Source organism: Paraburkholderia sp., from assembly GCF_004298475.1.
GTDB classification, from domain to species: Bacteria; Pseudomonadota; Gammaproteobacteria; order Burkholderiales; family Burkholderiaceae; genus Paraburkholderia; species Paraburkholderia denitrificans.
Genome location: NZ_SCRP01000037.1, coordinates 1 through 17,308 on the forward strand (window position 1 = coordinate 1; position 17,308 = coordinate 17,308).

A 17,308-nucleotide genomic window follows, 5' to 3' on the forward strand; every position below is an offset into this window, starting at 1 on the left:
TTTTTGCATCACTGCTCGAAAGCCGCTGACTCCGCGCCGCCCGTTTCTGCGGCGGCCTTCACCGTCCGGACGCCTGTTTCATCACGTCCGTACTGCGAAGGGGGCGAATCTTACCCCCCACCACCCCCATCGCGCAAGGGGGCGCGTAGAAAAATTTTCTACCGGCTTCCCGTAACCGCGCAGCTTCGCCTTTGCCGCAGCACAACCCAATGCCGCGCACGGAACAGTCTAGAATATGAGGCTCTCTGCATTCCAATACATAGATTTATGCGCTCGCGAATCGCCAAACGCCTCCCTCCGGACGCCGACAAACTTGTCGGCCTGTCGCTCGCCCTGTTCGCCTCGGGCAGCCGCACCGAAGACCGCTTCTGGGAAGCCAGGCTCGACACGCTGCTAGCGAAGGTCGTGCGCAACGGCAATCAAACGACCCTCGACGCCGCGCTCGATCACCTGCAGCAAAATCATCCGGATGCATACGGCGCGCTCGCCGACATGGCCGAAACACACAGCGAATCGTTCGTCGTCGAACACGACGGTACGCAATATGAGGCGCTGCTCGTCGCCGCGCCGGTGCTTGCCTGGACACGCTATGTCATCCCCGCAGGCCCGCTGAAGGCCGACAATGCCGACGCCCTGCGCACGCACCTGCAGGCGCACGTGCTCGCAAGCGGTACGCGCGTCGCGATGGCCCCCTACCTGTACAGCATCGATCAGTTGCCGCGCCATCACGTCGAAACCTGGCGTCTCGCACAGCAACTCACGCAAGCTGCCCTGAGCGGCAGCGCCGTGAAGATCAGCTCGGGCGAATTGCCCGAAACGTCGCCCATCCTCGCCGATCCGCGCTTCCTGCTCACCGTCGTGGCAGCGCCCGTCGGCGAGCCGCTCTTTCGCTGGCAAGAGGAGGAGCATGGCTCGCGCATCGAGCGCAGCCAGTGCCTCGAACAATGGGCGACGCAGGGCGGCGCCAATCTCGCGGTCGTGATGCCCGGCTGCGAATTCGAGTGCCTGCTGCCTGACGCGTACTACTCGGCCTGCCGCGATGCCGACGAACGCGTGCGCCCACATACGATCCGCACCGCCGTCCGTTATCTGGTCGACACCACCGGCGCCTCCGCGCAGGACCTGCGCGCCGTCGTTGCGGGCTTCGGCGAGCGGCGCGTCGACGAATACCGCATCGGCTTCACACGGCGCGGCAGCAACGATGTTCTCTACGGAGTCGTCTGGCCGCTGTATGGCCGCGAGAATGGCGACGCGGACATCGACGAAGAACCGACCGAAGAAAACGGCGGCAACGGTCCTCTCGAAGAGATCGTCGCGCTGCTCAAGGAGTCGGGCATCACCGAAATCCGCCGTCACGCCGGCCGTTTCGAGCCGGAGTATTGCGATGATTGCGGCGTGCCGCTCTATGCAGATCCGCTCGGCGAAATCGTGCATGCCGAAATGCCGGAAGATTCCGAGCCCGTCCAGCCGCACTTCCACTGAGTCTCGCGTCAGATTCCTACCCAGTCCCGCCTTCGCGCGGGACTTTTTTTGAGCGGTAAGTCTTACACCTTCTGGACAGTCCACGCGATGCAAGCTTTTTGTCATCATGGCGCTGTTGGTCCAATTCCGCAGGCGAGTACAACGTGCGCGCCACGCATCCATTCGAGAGGTCGTCAGTCACAGGAGGGTATTTCATGCGGTTCGCAGTATTCAATCCGGACGCCGAAAGGCGCGAAGGACTCAAGGCGCTGCTAAGACAGATCGATCGGCGCGCGCGCTTCAACGACGCTCCCGACTGGCGCAGCGCCGAACGCGTGATGCAACGCTTCACCCCGAATCTGTTCGTGATCGACTGGCATCACGGCATCCGCGCCGGCGAACTGAAGAATTTTGCGAACCACCACCGTACCCTGCCCATCGCCGTGCTCGTGGATAGCGCGGAGCCGCCCTCGGGCGTGCAGGCGCTGCTGGACGAAGGCGCGCGCGGCATTATCCGGCGCACCACCGACTCGATCCTCATCGTCAAGCTGCTCGAACTCATCCTGCTAGGCGGCGATCACCTGCCCGCCGACGTGCTTCGCGAGCCGTGGCCCTCGCCGCCCTCACCGCACTCACCACCCCCACCGCGGCATCCGGGCAAGAGCGACACACTGGCGCGCGGCCGGCGCGCTTTCGTGCGCCTGTCGCCCCGTCAGGAGCAAATCCTCCGCTGCGTCCACATGGGCAGCACGAACAAGATGATCGCCCGCGCACTCGGCATCAGCGAAGGTACGGTCAAGATCCATCTGACGAGCATCTTCCAGCAACTCGGCGCACCCAACCGCGCTGCGGCCGTCGCGATCTACAACGGCCTGCTGTCGAATCAGCTGGAGGTGTTGCGCGCCCAGGGCGAGCCGGCGCCGAAGCCCGTGCACGGGCAGCACGGCGTGGTGCCGCTGCGGCCGCGCGAGGCAGAGCCGTTCCGCTATCCGTTGCTGGCAGGCGACAGCGTCGAAGCGCTACCCGCGCTACCAATAGCCGCAGAACCCGGCTGCCCGTGGGGCACATCCGGTCTCGCACAGTGCGCCGAGGCATCCGCCGGCAACGCAAACGCCGAGGAGGACCCGCCCGCCACACCCCATGCACACGTTTCGCCATCCAACGAGTAATATTGAGACATGGGGTTCCTATATACGCCGCTGCCGTTATGGTTCGTAGTCGTTGGGTGGGTTGTCGCCCTCGGCGTGCTCGCGCTCGCGTTGTGGAACAACCCGTTCAAGCGGCTTCAGGATGCGACGCTGCAGCACGTGTGGCTTGCGATCATCGTGGCCGTGGCCGTACTGTGGGCCAGCAACGCCTGGCTCGAAGACGGCACCGTGCTGCACCTGATCGGCGCCACGCTCGTCGTGACGCTCTTCGACTGGGGCCTCGCGCTCGTCGCCATGGCCGTAGTTGTCGCACTCGCGGCGCTCGTCTTCGATACACCCTGGGACGGCGTCGCGCTGACGTTCCTTCTGTTCGGCGCCGTCCCGGTCGCCATCTCCGCGCTGCTGCAGCGCGCGTGCACGGCCTGGCTGCCGCGCAACCTCCTCATGTTCATCGTCGGCCAGGGCTTCATTTCGCCCGCCATTGCCGTTTCGATCACCGCCTATCTGGCACTCGGCACCCATATCGCACTTACTGGCGGCTCGATGCTCGTCGTGCCGGCAAGCTACGCCTTCAGCGTATTTCTGCTGGCATCCGGCGAAGCATGGTTTACCGGGATGGCGACCGCGCTTATCGCCGTCTATCGGCCCACATGGGTCACGACCTACGACGTGCGCCGCTATCGACTGGGTGGCCCGCGCACTTGAGGGTCCGCTCCACGGAATCGCTGTCCACCTGCGCTAAAATGCTGCGCTGACAGAACTCGCGCGGCCGAGAGTCGTAGCGGGGCGATCCGTGCCACTCGCGGCAAGCCAGCGAGTCAGAGGCCAGAAAAATTATTTCAGGATTGAACTCCCCGGCACGTTGCAGGCTCTTACCGTGTCTCACGTCACACCGCACTCCTACACCAAGATGGACCGCAACTCTGCATCCCACCGGCTGCTGGTCACAGCCGGCCGGCTTGCTGCGTGCACCGCGAGCCTCGTGTTCGCCTTCGCGCAGCCAGCCCGTGCCGATCAGCTCGATCAGCACAACGACCTCGTCAACACCTTCGTCAACCAGATGCACGCCGATCCGCTGGTCGCCGACTGCGCCGCGCACGGCCATTTCGTCGCCAGCACATCAACAGCGCTCGATCACGTCGAATTTCCGCCCACCTCGTTCGACAGCGCCCATTCGAACGTCACGCCTTGGAACGACTCGTTCGACAACGGCAAGCAGCGCGTCAAGGTCGATACGATCGTGACCGTCGAGGGCGTCGGCATTCCGCAGAACAGCAATCACGAGCCGTACGATCTGAAATTCCGTTGCGGCTACGTCGGCAACCAGATGCTCGCGTTCAGCTGGAACGACCCGGTGCCGCCCGCGCGTGCGCACGGCAGCTCGCACGGCAAGGGCAAGCACGGGGCGAAGAAGTCGACCCACAAGGGTTCGAAGAAGGGTGTTTCGAAAAAATCGAGCCACAAGTCTGCGGCAACGAACAGCGCCAAAAGCGGCTCGAGGAAAGCCAGGTCGACGAAAAACAAATCGGCCGGGGCCTGACACGCCGCATCGGCGCCGAGCCACAAAAAAGGGGAAGCGGTTTGCACCGCTTCCCCTTTGTCTTGCGCGCGTACGCGCTTACGCGAACGTCTCCACGTGATGCAGGATGGCCTGCAGCATCGCGGCGCCGAGCGCGGCGCTGCGCTCGCCATTCCAGCCGACTCGCTCGTCCGGCAGGTTGGCGTTGTCCTTGAACGGCATCTCCAGCGTCAGCGACAGGCATCCGTATTGGTGGCCGATGTACTTCGACGCGAGCTTCAGTGCATCCTCGCGATAGCGGCTCGACTCGTAGCCATGCTGATCCTGAAAATCGGGGCTTGCGATCTTGAATGCTTCGATAAAAGCCTTTTGCTCGACGCGCTGCTGCTCGGTGAAGCCCGGCAGCATCTCCGAGCCTGCCACGAACACATAAGGCAGCGTTTCGTCGCCGTGGATGTCGAAGAAGAGATCGACGCCCGTCGCTTCGATCGCCTCGCGCACCACCAGCACCTCAGGGCTGCGCTGCGCGTCCGGCTCCATCCATTCGCGGTTCAGGTTCGCGCCTGCGGCGTTGGTGCGCAGGTTGCCGCGCACGCTGCCGTCCGGATTCATGTTCGGGACGATGTGGAACACCGCACGGTCGTAGAGTCTGCGCGCGACCGGATCGCCCGCCCAGTCGCCCCAGCCCGCAAGACGCTTCACGAGCCCTTCGACGAACCATTCCGCCATCGACTCGCCCGGATGCTGGCGCGCGATGATCCAGACCGTCTTCTTCGGCTTGCCATCCGGCGTCGTATCGCCCGCCGTGCCGAGCGTGAGCAGCGACATCGGCCGGCCCTCGACAGTCTGGCCGAGTTCGGTGAGCGTCGTATGCGGCAGTTGCTGCAGCGCGCCGAGAAACTCGGCGTGACGCTCCTCGCTATAAGGCTCGAAATACGCGTAGTAGATGCCGTCGAAATCCGGCGTGTGATCGATCGTAAGCTTCTGGCCGTCGTATGAAGTCGGCACGCGGAACCAGTTCACGCGGTCGTAGCTCGCCGCGGCCTGGTAGCCGCGCCAGCCTTCCGCAAACGCGCAGGCCGCCGCGTTCTCGAACGTCATCACGCAACGCTCGCCACGCGCGCCCGAAAGCCGGAAGTAGAACCATTGTGCGAACTCGGACTGATTGTCGGTGCGCACACGCAGGCGGATATCGTCGGCGCGCTCGCACGACAGAACTTCAATCGCGCCCGCGTCGAACTGGCTGGTAATGGAAAGCGTCATGGCTGTTTTCCTCGCTTATTCGGCAATGCGCCGGCGAAATACGTAAGTCGAATCGTTCGATGCCTCCGCAACGAACGTGTAACCTTCGGCGTCGAAGCCCTTGAGCCCTTGCGGCTCGGCGATGCGGTGCTCGACCGCAAAACGCGCCATCAGGCCGCGCGCGCGCTTCGCGTGGAAGCTGATGATCTTGTACCGGCCGCCCTTCCAGTCCTCGAAGACCGGTGTGATCACGGGCGCGGCGAGCTGCTTCGGCTTGACCGCCCTGAAATATTCGTTCGATGCGCAGTTCACGATCACGCGCGCGCTCTTGGCGTTGTGTTCGAGTTGTGCGTTGAGCGCATGCGTAATGCGCTCGCCCCAGAACGCATAGAGATCCTTGCCGCGCGCATTCTCGAAGCGCGTGCCCATTTCGAGGCGATACGGTTGCAGCAGGTCGAGCGGACGCAGCACGCCATAGAGGCCCGAGAGCACGCGCACGTGCTGCTGCGCGTAGTCGAGATCAGTGGCGGAGAGCGATCCGGCGTCGAAACCCTCGTAGACGTCGCCATTGAACGCGAGCACGGCCTGCTTCGCGTTGGCCTCGCTGAACTCTTTCGACCAGTCGGCGTAGCGCTGGAAATTCAGGCGCGCGAGTTGATCGGAGATGCTCATGAGCGAGCCGATCTGCTGGGGCGACAAACGGCGCAGGCCGTCGATCAATTCGGCTGCGTCTTCGACAAAAGCGGGGATCGTGTGGGTTTCGATGTGCGCCGGCGTGTCGTAGTCGAGCGATTTAGCTGGCGACAGAACGATTATCATAGAGGCTTGCAGGCACGCAGTGCCGATGTTCAAGGCGAAAGCCCGATTGTAGCGAATGTCACGAATGACCGGTTTTCAGCCCCAGCCCTCCTCCGCCGCACTGTCCGTGGTGCTTGATTCGAACGTGTGGCTCGACATCCTCGTGTTCGACGATCCGCACACGCGCCCGATCCGCGCCGCGCTCGAAAGCGGCGCGCTGCGCGCATTGATCGACGCGCGCTGCCTCGCCGAACTCACGCATGTGCTGGACTACCCGCACCTCGCCCAACGCGGCGTCGAAAAGGCCGATGCGCTCGCCAGCGTGTCCCGCCTCGCCGACCTGATCGTCCCGCCCGCCCTGCCCGACGACGCACGGCCCTTGCCGCTGTGCCGCGACCGCGACGACCAGAAGTTCCTCGAACTCGCGCGCGCAAGCGGCGCAGCATGGCTCGTCTCGAAGGATCGCGCCGTGCTCAAGCTCGCGAAGCGCATGGCGCGCGACTTCGGCTTTCGCGTCGCGACTCCGGGCGCGTTCATCGACGAAACCGGGCTCGCTGCCGCGCAATCCGCCTGCGCCTGATGCGCCTCGCGCACGGCAATCACGCGGGAAGGAACACGCGGTAACGCGCGGATTTGCCTGCATATGCCTACAATCAGGCTTTCCCGATTGAACGTCCACCGTCTGAGCGCGCCATGAACGCACCGCATTTGCCGCACGAATCTTCGTCCACGCTCACGCCCTCATTTCCGTCGCGCCTGCCCAACGTCGGCACGACGATCTTCTCCGTGATGAGCGCGCTCGCCGCAGAAAAAGGCGCCGTGAATCTGGGCCAGGGCTTTCCCGACTTCGACTGCGACGCGCGCATCGTCGATGCCGTCGCGCAGGCCATGCGCGACGGCCACAACCAGTATCCGCCGATGGCCGGCGTGCCCGCGCTGCGTGAGGCAATCGCCGACAAGATCGCGCACGTCTACGGCCGCCGCTACGACGCGAACACCGAGATCACGGTGACGGCGGGCGCGACCCAGGCGCTGCTGACCGCGATCCTGTGCGCGGTCCATCCGGGCGATGAGGTGATCGTCGTCGAGCCGACCTACGACAGCTATCTGCCGTCCATCGAACTCGCGGGCGGCAAGCCCGTCTTCGTCACGCTGGAAGCACCCGAGTACGCGATTCCGTTCGACCGGCTCGCCGCCGCGATCACGCCGAAGACGCGCCTCATCCTCATCAACACGCCGCACAACCCGACGGGTACGGTGTGGCGCGCCGAGGACATGCGCCAGCTCGAAGCGATCGTGCGCGGCACCAACGTGCTGATCCTCTCCGACGAGGTCTACGAGCACATGGTCTACGACGGCGCGCCGCACGAGAGCGTCGCGCGCTATCCGGAACTGGCGGCCCGCAGCTTCATCGTGTCGAGCTTCGGCAAGACGTATCACGTGACAGGCTGGAAAGTGGGCTACGTCGCCGCGCCCGCGCCGCTCACGGCCGAATTCCGCAAGGTGCATCAGTTCAACGTGTTCACCGTGAACACGCCGATGCAATTCGGTCTCGCGCACTATCTGCGCGACCCGAAGCCGTATCTCGATCTGCCGGCGTTCTATCAGAAGAAGCGCGACTTCTTCCGCGCGGGCCTCGCGAACACGCGCTTCAAGCTGCTGCCGTGCGAAGGCACCTATTTTCAGTGCGTCGATTATTCGGCGATCAGCGACCTGCCCGAAGCCGGGTTCTCGAAGTGGCTCACGACCGAGATCGGCGTGGCCGCGATTCCGGTCTCGGCGTTCTATCACGAGCCGCATGAATCAGGCGTCGTGCGCTTCTGTTTCGCGAAGCGCGAAAGCACGCTCGCCACCGCGCTCGAACGTCTCGCGCGACTCTGACGAAGCCGGCGCGATGCATCCGCGAACGACCCTGCGTTCCCGATCATCGCGCGAGGCCGCAGCGGAGCGCGGCGGCATGCTGCGCATGTTGCGCATGTTGCGCATGTTGCAAGCGCCGCCGCACGATCGCCGCTTACGCGTCGGCCTCGATATACGCCTTGCGATCGGCGTTCACGCGCTGCGCCGAGGGCCGCTCGCCGATCAGCTTCAGGTACGCCTTCCAGTCGATCCCCGCCTCTGCCACGAGATCGACGCCATACACCTTCTGCGTCGCCGTCGCGACGAGCGGCAGGCTCACGAAGGTCGCCGCATCGGCCACGCTGAACTGCTCGCCCGCCACATACGGCGCGAACTTCGCGAGCCGCTTGAAGGCAGCGATATAGCGGCGCAGGCGCTTTTGCGCCGTCGCCTTGACCTCGTCGCTCACCGTGCCGCCGAAAAACGCCTCGACGTAGAGTTCGCGCGCTTCGAGTTCCAGATGGGTTTCGACGAACGTGATGAGTTCGCGCTCCTTGGCGGCCTGCCACGGATCGGCCGCGAAAATGCGGTGCTCGGGAAAGCGCGCGTTCAGATACTCGACAATCACTTCCGATTCGCACAGAAAGCCGTTTTCCGTTTCGATGAACGGCACCTTGCCCGCGGGCGAATGCGCGCGCTGCGCCTCGTCGAGCGGCAGCTTGTCGATCACCTCCTCGAAGGCGATGCCGTACTCGAGCAGCACGAGCTTGACCTTGTTGAAGTAGTTCGACAGCGCGAAACCGTGCAGCTTGATCATCCTCACCTCTCCTTGAATACAGCGCTGCTGCGGACAGCGCCGAAATCTGTTGCAATATAAATGTACGATCGTGCTATTCTAGGACACCCATGGAGTGAAGTTTCCAATGACTTCCCATTATTTCTACATTGAGACAACCGGCATCGTAGCCGCCGCAGCCGTCGCGCGCGACGAACTGCGCAACACACCCGACGAGGTCCGCGCATGAGTGCCGAACTCCGCAGCAGCCGGCCGCAAGGGCATGAATCGTCGCTCGTCCTCACGCTGTCGAACCCCGGCGCGCGCAACGCGCTCCATCCCGACATGTACGCCGCCGCCATCGAAGCGCTCGACGCCGCCGAGCGCGACGCGTCGTTGCGCGCGATCGTGCTGACCGGCGCCGACAACTTCTTTTGCGCGGGCGGCAACCTCAATCGCCTGCTGGAAAACCGCGCGAAGGATCCATCGGTGCAGGCCGCGAGCATCGACATGCTCGCCGAGTGGGTCAACGCGATGCGCCAGTCGAGCAAGCCCGTGATCGCCGCGGTCGAAGGCGCTGCAGCAGGCGCAGGCTTCTCGCTCGCGCTCGCCGCCGACCTGCTGGTCGCCGCCGAGGACGCCAAATTCGTCATGTCGTACTCGCGCGTGGGCCTCACGCCCGACGGCGGCGGCTCATGGTTTCTCTCCCGCGCGCTGCCCCGTGCGCTCGCCACCGAACTGATGCTCGAAGGCAAGCCAATCGGCGCCGCACGGCTTGCCGAACTCGGCGTCGTCAACCGCCTCGTCAAATCGCACACGGCGCTCGACGCCGCGCTCGCCTGGGCCGACGATCTCGCCGCTGTCTCGCCGAATTCGGCCGCGCGGATCAAAGGCCTGGTCAATGTCGCCGACACGCAGCCGCTCGCCGATCACCTGATCGCCGAACGCGAAAATTTCGTCGCCTCGCTGCATCATCGCGACGGGCTCGAAGGCATCACCGCGTTCCTCGAAAAACGTTCACCGGTCTACAAGTAGATGAGCCATTTCCAGATGCCCGCGCGCCGCCGCATCTTTCTGATGCGCCACGGTGATGTCACCTACTTCGACGATTCGGGCCGCGCCATCGATCCCGATACCGTGCCGCTCAACGAGAACGGCCGCGCACAGGCGAAGGCGGCAGGCCGCGTGTTCGCCTCGCAGGCGCTGCGCTTCGACCGTGTAATCGTGAGCGGCCTGCGACGTACCGTCGAAACGGCACGGCATGTGCTCGCGGAAACCGGCCAGCAGATCGAACTCGAAATGCAACCCGCGTGGGAAGAGATTCGCGGCAGCCGCCTCGCTTCGATTCCGCCCGGCGAAGTGGAGAACGCATTCCTGCGCGCGTTCGATGGCGTCGTCCCCGAAGACACGCGCTTTCTCGGCGGCGAAACCATCGGCGAACTGCTCGACCGCGTGCTGCCCGCGCTCGCCGCGCTGCGCGCCGATCCGTCGTGGGACACCGCGTTGCTCGTGCTGCACGGCGGCGTGAACCGCGCGATCCTCTCGCACGCAATCACTGCAGGCGGGCGCACGTTCTTCGGCCATCTGGCGCAGGCCACGGGCTGCATCAACGCGCTCGACGTCGGCACGGCAAACGGCGACTGGATTGTGCGCGCACTCAACTATTCGCCGCCGTCGCCGCTGCATCACGAAACGCGCAACACGACCATGGAAATGCTTTACGCGCAATTCCTGCGCTTTCGCCCGCGCACCTAGCGCGCGGCATCCATAAACCAGAGGGGGACACAAATATGGCGCAAGCCAGCCCGGATGGAGACACCCCGAAGCAGAACCCGGCCCCGAGCGATTATTCGGCGTTCGAGGGCACGCGTCCCGTGGCAGAACGGCAGCGCTTCGACATCGAAGCGCTCGCCGCCTGGCTCGCAGCGCACGTCGATGGGTTCGCCGGCCCGCTCACGGTCGAGCAGTTCGCGGGCGGCCAGTCGAACCCGACGTTCAAGCTCGTCACGCCGCAGCGCACTTACGTGATGCGCGCCAAGCCGGGCCCGAAAGCGAAGCTGCTGCCGTCGGCGCACGCGATCGAACGCGAATACCGCGTGATGGATGCGCTCGGCGCGACCGATGTCCCCGTCGCCAGGATGCTCGCGCTATGCGAGGACGAAGCGGTGATTGGCCGCGCGTTCTACGTGATGGAATTCGTCGAGGGCCGCGTGATGTGGGACCAGTCGCTGCCCGGCATGTCGCGCGAAGAACGTGCTGCAATCTACGACGAAATGAACCGCGTGATCGCAGCGCTGCATAACGTGTCGCCCGAAGCGATCGGCCTCGCCGACTACGGCAAGCGCGGCAATTATTTCGCGCGTCAGATCGATCGCTGGAGCCGCCAGTATCAGGCGTCGGAAACCGAGCCGATCGACGCGATGAATCGCCTGATCGAATGGCTGCCGCAGCACGTGCCCGACAACGCGGGCGCGCGCGTCTCGGTCGTGCACGGCGACTATCGCCTCGACAATCTCATCTTCCATCCGACCGAGCCGCGCGTGCTCGCGGTACTCGACTGGGAGCTATCGACGCTCGGCGATCCGCTCGCCGACTTCTCGTATCACTGCATGGCCTGGCACGTCGACCCGGCACAGTTCCGCGGCATCGGCGGACTCGACTGGGCCGCGCTCGGCATACCCGACGAGCAGCACTACGTCGAGCGCTATTGCGCGCGCACCGGCCTTGAGATTCGCGGCGACTGGAATTTCTATCTCGCGTACAACATGTTCCGCATCGCCGCGATCCTGCAGGGCATCATGAAGCGCGTCGTGGACGGCACAGCGGCCAGCGCCCAGGCCGTCGACGCAGGCGCTCGCGCACGGCCCATGGCCGAGCTTGCGTGGCGTTACGCGCAGAAAGTCCGCTGAGGGTCCACCAAGAATCCGCTGAAGGTCCGCTGAAACATTTTCCGCACGACAGCTATTTTCCCGGCGAGGTTATAGATGAACTTCGATTACACACCGAAAGTGCAGGCGCTGCGCGAGAAGTTGCTCGCGTTTTTCGACGAACACATTTACCCGAACGAGCACCTCTTCCATGAGGAAGTCGCGCGCAATCGCGCGAACGGCAACGCATGGGTGCCCACGGAGATCGTCGAAAAACTGAAGCTCAAGGCGCGCGAGGCAGGCTTGTGGAACCTGTTCCTGCCCGAGTCCACTCGCGGCGCGGGCCTCACGAACCTCGAATACGCCCCGCTGTGCGAGATCATGGGCCGCGTGCACTGGGCACCCGAAGTGTTCAACTGCAGCGCGCCGGACACCGGCAACATGGAAACCATCGAACGCTACGGCACCGGGGAGCACAAGCGCCAGTGGCTTCAACCTCTGCTCGACGGCCAGATCCGCTCGGCATTCCTGATGACGGAGCCCGATGTCGCCTCGTCGGATGCGACCAATATCCAGACGCGCATCACGCGTGACGGCGACGACTACGTGATCAACGGCAAGAAGTGGTGGTCCTCGGGCGCGGGCGATCCGCGCTGCGCGGTCTACATCGTCATGGGCAAGACCGATCCCGACGCACCGCGCCACGCGCAGCAGTCGATGATCCTCGTGCCCGCCAACGCCGAGGGCATCACGGTGCAACGCCCGCTCACGGTGTTCGGCTACGACGACGCACCGCACGGCCACATGGAGATCACGCTCAAGAACGTGCGCGTGCCCGCGTCGAACGTCCTGCTCGGCGAAGGGCGCGGCTTCGAGATCGCCCAGGGGCGGCTCGGGCCGGGCCGCATTCACCACTGCATGCGCCTTATCGGCGTCGCCGAACGCGCGCTCGAATACATGACCAAACGCGCCCTCACGCGCGTGGCGTTCGGCAAGCCGATCTCGGCGCAGACGGTCACGCAGGAACGCATCGCCGAAGCGCGCTGCATGATCGAGCAGGCGCGCCTGCTCACGCTCAAGGCCGCGTACATGATGGATACCGTCGGCAACAAGGGCGCGCGCGGCGAGATCGCGATGATCAAGGTAGTCGCGCCGAACGTGGCCTGCCAGGTGCTCGACTGGGCGATCCAGGTGCACGGCGGCGCGGGCGTGAGCGGCGACTTTCCGCTCGCCTATGCGTATGCGTCGGCTCGCACGCTGCGCTTCGCCGACGGCCCCGACGAAGTTCACCGCAACGCCATCGCCAAGCTCGAATACGGGCGCTACAAGGAACTCACCGCGGCTTCCAGGCCGTAAGTCCGTGTCTGCGGGAGAGACGCATGCTCACGCCCTGCGTCCCTCATCGAACTGTGCTCTAATCTGCGCGAGTTGAGGCGCTGCGGCCGGGCCGCGGCGTTCCCCGTCCACCGTGCCATGGAGACACAATGATCGACGTCTATAGCTGGGCCACGCCGAACGGCCACAAAGTGCATATCATGCTCGAGGAAACCGGCCTCGAATACCGCGTTCATCCGGTCGATATCGGCGCAGGCGACCAGTTCAAGTCCGACTTTCTCGCCATCAGCCCGAACAACAAGATTCCCGCCATCGTCGATTCCGAAGGCCCGGTCCGTGCCGACGGCAAGCCGTTTTCGCTCTTCGAATCGGGCGCGATCCTGATTTATCTGGCGGCAAAAACCGGCCAGTTCATGCCCGACGACCTCGCCGCGCGCTACGACGTGCTGCAGTGGACCATGTTCCAGATGGGCGGACTCGGGCCGATGCTCGGCCAGGCGCACCATTTCCGCATCTATGCGCCCGAAAAGATTCAGTACGCCGTCAATCGCTATACGAACGAAGCGAAGCGGCTCTACAACGTCATGGAAACGCAGCTCGGGAAGACCGGGTATCTCGCCGGCGACGAGTACACCATCGCCGACATCGCCGCATTTCCGTGGACGCGTTCGTGGCAGAACCAGGGCATCGATCTCGACAGCCTGCCGAACGTGAAGCGCTGGCACGAGACGATCGCGGAGCGGCCTGCGGTCAAGCGTGGCGTTGAGGTACTCGCTGCCGCGCGCAAGCCGATAACCGGTGACAAGGAGCGCGAAATCCTGTTCGGCGCGACGCAGTACGCAAAACACTGAGCGCACAGAAAACCACACGAAATACGCATAAAAAAGGGGCGTCCGGCAACGCGTGCCGCACGCCCCTTCGGTTCGATGATGTTCCGATGCACGCCTGTGCCGATGCACAGGCGAACGCGATCAGAAGATCAGAAGTAGTGCCGTGTAATGAACTCGGCGACGCACGCGGGCCGTTCGCTGCCCTCGCACTCGATGGTCGCATTCCACGTCACCTGCGCGCTGCCGTCGGCGGCATCTTCCGCTTCCTTCACGCCAAAGCGCGCGCGCACCTTCGATCCGACCGGCACAGGCGACGTGAAGCGCACGCGATTGAGCCCGTAGTTCACCCCCATGCGCTGATGGATCTTCACAGTCTGCGCGAGCAGCGTCGGCATCAGCGAAAGCGTGAGAAAACCGTGCGCGACCGGCCCGCCGAACGGCGACTCGCGGCGCGCACGCTCTGCATCGACGTGAATCCACTGGTGATCGCCGGTGGCGTCGGCAAAGTCGAGCACCTGCGGCTCACCCACCTCGATCCAGCCGCTCACGAACGGCGTGCCGCCCGCGAGCGCGCGCAGCGTCGCCACGTCGGCAATCTGAACCATGCCGCTTTCGCTCATGACGCGCTCCCCGGATGCCGCAGCCCGAACAGGGCCTTCGAGCGCACCGTGACGATGGTTTCGCCGTGCTGGTTGACGCCGTCCCAACGCGTTTCGACGATGCCGCGATCGGGCTTGCTCGACGACACGCGCTTGCTGACGATGGTGTTCGTCATGGTGAGCGTGTCGCCGACGCGCGTCGGCTTGAGCCAGCGGATCTCATCGACGCCGGGCGAGCCCATCGAGGTCGAATCGCCCAGGAAGTTGCGCACGAGCATGCCCATCATGACCGAGCACGTATGCCAGCCGCTCGCGACAAGTCCGCCGAACATCGACGCCTCGGCGGCTGCCTCGTTCAGATGGAACGGCTGCGGATCGAACTGCTCGGCAAAATGCACGATCTCCTCGCGCGTGAACGTATGCGAGCCGACCGTGTACGACCTGCCGACTTCGAGATCTTCGTAACTCACAGTCATCGTTGCTTTCCTCGATGTGGCCGCGCTCATGCAGCCGCTTATGCGGCCGCTTGTGCGAAGCCCGGCAGCGCGGTGAAGCGCTCCAGATGATGATCGACGTCGCCGAGCGTCGTTTCGATGATCGCGAGGCGCTTGAACAGGTGAGCCGCCGCGACCTCGTTGGTGACGCCCATGCCGCCATGCAATTGCACGGCCTGCTGGCCGACGTAACGCGCCGCCTGCCCCACGCGCACTTTCGCGGCGGAAATCGCGCGGCGGCGCTCGTCGGGCGACTCGCTACTGTAGCGCGCGGCGGCGAGGTACGTGATCGAACGGGCCTGCTCGGCGTGAATCAGCATGTCGGCCATGCGGTGCTGCAGCGCCTGGAAGCGCGCGATCGGCACGCCGAACTGCTGGCGCGTCTTCGTGTATTCGACAGTCGCGCTCGTGAGCGCGTCAATCGCGCCGAGCGCTTCGGCGCACAGCAGGAAGGTCGCGTAATCGGCAATGCGCTCCCACGTCGCCGCTCCAACGGACTCGCCGCCCAGCCGGCGCGCGTGCGCATCGGTGAACTTGAGCGTCGCGGCCCGCTGGCCATCGATCGTGCGGTAGTCGCCCACATCGACACCGTTCGCGCCGCGCGCGACGACGAACAGCGCAACCTCGCCCGCAAGGCGCGCCGGGACGATCCAGTAGTCCGCTTGCGCGCCGTGCTGCACGACCGACTTTGTGCCCGTGAGCGAGTAGCCATCGCCCGTTTCCTTCGCCGTGGTGGCGAGCAAGAACAGATCGTAGCGCGCATCGGGTTCGTGGAAAGCCACCGCGAGGCGCACTTCGCCTGCGGCCACGCGTTCGAGCAGCTTTGCATTGTCGGCGTGCGTATCCCCCGCAAGCCGGAGCGCTTCGACGCCGACCGCCGTCGCCCAGTACGGCTCGACAACGAGCGCACGGCCAAGCTGCTGCATGACGGCCAGCATGTCGAACGGCGTGCCGTCGAAGCCGCCCTGCGCCGACGGCACGGGCAGCGCAGTGAGGCCGAGTTCGACGAACGCGTTCCAGTGAACGGCGGAAACGCCCTCGGGCGTCTTCACGATCGCCTGGCGCGCTTCGAAGCCATAGTTCTTGTCGAGATAGCGACGCAGCGCGTCGGACAGTTGCTGTTGCTCTTCGGTGAAATTGAAGTCCATTGCGCCGCTCCTCAGATCCCCAGAATCATCTGCGCGATGATGTTCTTCTGGATTTCATTCGACCCGCCGTAAATCGACGTCTTGCGGTAGTTGAAGTAGTACGCCGCGAGCGGAGCCGCGTCGTCGTCGCCGCCTGCGGCGTGCAGGTGCTTGCCCTCGAGGAACGCCGGATCGAACGGCGCGGCCAGCGGGCCGACCGCATCGAGCATCAGCTCGGTCAGCGCCTGCTGGATTTCGGTGCCCTTGATCTTGAGCATCGACGCTTCAGGACCCGGACCACGGCCATTGCCGCCGCCGTTGCCACTACTAGCGATCACGCGCTCGGCAGTCACTTCGAGCGCCATCAATTCGATTTCGACAGCAGCCACGCGCGCCGCAAATACCGGATCGTGCAAGAGCGGTTTGCCGTTCTTCTTCTGCTTGAGCGCGACGCTCTTGAGGAATGCCAGTTCGCGGTTCGATGCGCCCACGCGCGCGATACCGGTACGCTCATGGCCGAGTAGATACTTCGCGTAGGTCCAGCCGCGGTTCTCCTCGCCGACGAGATTCTCGACCGGCACCTTCACGTCTTCGAAGAACACTTCGTTGACTTCGTGGTCTTCGTCGAGCGTGATGATCGGGCGCACGGTGATGCCCGGCGTCTTCATGTCGATGAGCAGGAACGAGATGCCCTCCTGCTTCTTTGCGGCGGGATCGGTGCGCACGAGGCAGAACATCATGTCGGCGTGCTGGCCGAGCGTGGTCCAGGTCTTCTGGCCGTTCACGACATAGTGTTCGCCGGAATCGTCCTTGACCCGTACGGCGCGCGTGCGCAGCGACGCAAGATCGGAACCCGAGCCCGGCTCGGAATAGCCCTGGCACCACCAGTCGGTGCCCGCGAGGATACGCGGCAAGTAGTAACGCATCTGCGCTTCGTTGCCGTACTTCATGAGCACGGGCGCGACCATCGACACGCCGAACGGCAGCACGATCGGCGCACCGATGCGCCCGCATTCGGCGTCCCAGATGTGGCGCTGCACTTCGGTCCAGCCCGGGCCGCCCCATTCGACGGGCCACGCCGGCGCCGACCAGCCCTTCTGGCCGAGCAGCCGGTGCCAGCTGACGATGTCGTCGCGGCTCAGGCGTTTGTGGTTGAGTACCTTGTCGCGCAGCGTCTGAGGCAGATTGGCCTCAAGCCACGCGCGGATGTCGGCGCGAAATGCGTCGTCGGCGGGGGAGTAATCGAGATCCATGCGCAGTGTCTCCTCGCCGCG

General features: G+C 64.6%; 18 protein-coding genes. 11 read left to right on the top strand and 7 right to left on the bottom strand.

Annotated features, from left to right (window positions below):
• The first annotated feature begins 267 nt into the window (after nt 1–267).
• The 4 genes from EPN59_RS19120 (at nt 268) to EPN59_RS19135 (ending at nt 4,149) form a co-directional block, all read left to right on the top strand.
• Nucleotides 268–1,482 (top strand): DUF2863 family protein, encoded by a 1,215-nt coding sequence (locus tag EPN59_RS19120; RefSeq protein WP_293034053.1) that lies wholly within the window; start codon nt 268–270, stop codon nt 1,480–1,482.
• Nucleotides 1,483–1,676: 194 nt separating this feature from the next.
• Nucleotides 1,677–2,630, top strand: coding sequence for a response regulator transcription factor (locus EPN59_RS19125; RefSeq protein WP_293034054.1), 954 nt, complete (start codon nt 1,677–1,679; stop codon nt 2,628–2,630).
• Nucleotides 2,631–2,639: 9 nt separating this feature from the next.
• Entirely contained in the window at nt 2,640–3,314 is a 675-nt protein-coding gene (locus tag EPN59_RS19130) for an energy-coupling factor ABC transporter permease (RefSeq protein ID WP_293034055.1), read from the top strand.
• A gap of 205 nt (nt 3,315–3,519) precedes the next feature.
• On the top strand, nt 3,520–4,149 hold the full coding sequence (locus EPN59_RS19135) for a hypothetical protein (protein ID WP_293034056.1): 630 nt from the start codon (nt 3,520–3,522) through the stop codon (nt 4,147–4,149).
• A 78-nt stretch (nt 4,150–4,227) separates the two neighbouring features.
• On the opposite strand, the gene EPN59_RS19140 is transcribed toward EPN59_RS19135, so the two are convergent.
• Together EPN59_RS19140 and yaaA are read right to left on the bottom strand one after the other, a co-directional pair.
• Nucleotides 4,228–5,391, bottom strand: coding sequence for a M14-type cytosolic carboxypeptidase (locus EPN59_RS19140; protein WP_293046612.1), 1,164 nt, complete (start codon nt 5,389–5,391; stop codon nt 4,228–4,230).
• A 15-nt stretch (nt 5,392–5,406) separates the two neighbouring features.
• Nucleotides 5,407–6,189 carry a peroxide stress protein YaaA gene (yaaA, locus tag EPN59_RS19145; protein WP_293039668.1) on the bottom strand — a complete coding sequence of 261 codons (783 nt, stop codon included), beginning with the start codon at nt 6,187–6,189 and terminating at the stop codon, nt 5,407–5,409.
• A gap of 55 nt (nt 6,190–6,244) precedes the next feature.
• Here yaaA and EPN59_RS19150 point away from each other — a divergent pair, with 55 nt between their 5' ends.
• On the top strand, nt 6,245–6,748 hold the full coding sequence (locus tag EPN59_RS19150; protein WP_293046614.1) for a putative toxin-antitoxin system toxin component, PIN family: 504 nt from the start codon (nt 6,245–6,247) through the stop codon (nt 6,746–6,748).
• Between the two features lie 113 nt (nt 6,749–6,861).
• Complete coding sequence (locus EPN59_RS19155) at nt 6,862–8,049, top strand: pyridoxal phosphate-dependent aminotransferase (protein WP_293039665.1); 1,188 nt, start codon at nt 6,862–6,864, stop codon at nt 8,047–8,049.
• 133 nt (nt 8,050–8,182) lie between these two features.
• On the opposite strand, the gene EPN59_RS19160 is transcribed toward EPN59_RS19155, so the two are convergent.
• The gene (locus EPN59_RS19160) at nt 8,183–8,824 is read right to left on the bottom strand and encodes a glutathione S-transferase (RefSeq protein ID WP_293039663.1); all 642 of its coding nucleotides are present in this window, start codon (nt 8,822–8,824) and stop codon (nt 8,183–8,185) included.
• A 204-nt stretch (nt 8,825–9,028) separates the two neighbouring features.
• On the opposite strand from EPN59_RS19160, the gene EPN59_RS19165 reads away from it, so the two are divergent.
• The 5 genes from EPN59_RS19165 to EPN59_RS19185 all read left to right on the top strand — a co-directional run bounded on the left by EPN59_RS19165 (nt 9,029) and on the right by EPN59_RS19185 (nt 13,835).
• Nucleotides 9,029–9,817: an oxepin-CoA hydrolase, alternative type gene (locus tag EPN59_RS19165; RefSeq protein ID WP_293039661.1), complete on the top strand. Its 789-nt coding sequence runs from the start codon at nt 9,029–9,031 to the stop codon at nt 9,815–9,817.
• Entirely contained in the window at nt 9,818–10,537 is a 720-nt protein-coding gene (locus EPN59_RS19170; RefSeq protein WP_293039659.1) for a histidine phosphatase family protein, read from the top strand. It abuts the gene before it with no gap.
• 35 nt (nt 10,538–10,572) lie between these two features.
• Nucleotides 10,573–11,691, top strand: coding sequence for a phosphotransferase (locus EPN59_RS19175; RefSeq protein WP_293039657.1), 1,119 nt, complete (start codon nt 10,573–10,575; stop codon nt 11,689–11,691).
• Between the two features lie 75 nt (nt 11,692–11,766).
• Nucleotides 11,767–13,005: an acyl-CoA dehydrogenase family protein gene (locus EPN59_RS19180; RefSeq protein ID WP_293039655.1), complete on the top strand. Its 1,239-nt coding sequence runs from the start codon at nt 11,767–11,769 to the stop codon at nt 13,003–13,005.
• Between the two features lie 128 nt (nt 13,006–13,133).
• Entirely contained in the window at nt 13,134–13,835 is a 702-nt protein-coding gene (locus tag EPN59_RS19185) for a glutathione binding-like protein (protein WP_293039653.1), read from the top strand.
• Nucleotides 13,836–13,963: 128 nt separating this feature from the next.
• Here the strand turns inward: EPN59_RS19185 and EPN59_RS19190 are convergent, their stop codons facing one another.
• The 4 genes from EPN59_RS19190 to EPN59_RS19205 are packed head-to-tail and all read right to left on the bottom strand — an operon-like array spanning nt 13,964 to nt 17,287.
• Complete coding sequence (locus tag EPN59_RS19190) at nt 13,964–14,434, bottom strand: MaoC family dehydratase (protein WP_293039651.1); 471 nt, start codon at nt 14,432–14,434, stop codon at nt 13,964–13,966.
• Complete coding sequence (locus EPN59_RS19195) at nt 14,431–14,889, bottom strand: MaoC family dehydratase (protein ID WP_293039649.1); 459 nt, start codon at nt 14,887–14,889, stop codon at nt 14,431–14,433. Before EPN59_RS19195 ends, EPN59_RS19190 begins: the two co-directional genes overlap by 4 nt.
• A gap of 38 nt (nt 14,890–14,927) precedes the next feature.
• Nucleotides 14,928–16,055 (bottom strand): acyl-CoA dehydrogenase, encoded by a 1,128-nt coding sequence (locus EPN59_RS19200; protein ID WP_293039647.1) that lies wholly within the window; start codon nt 16,053–16,055, stop codon nt 14,928–14,930.
• Nucleotides 16,056–16,066: 11 nt separating this feature from the next.
• A complete protein-coding gene (locus tag EPN59_RS19205; protein WP_293039645.1) occupies nt 16,067–17,287 on the bottom strand; it encodes an acyl-CoA dehydrogenase family protein in 1,221 nt (406 codons plus the stop codon).
• Nucleotides 17,288–17,308 lie beyond the last annotated feature (21 nt).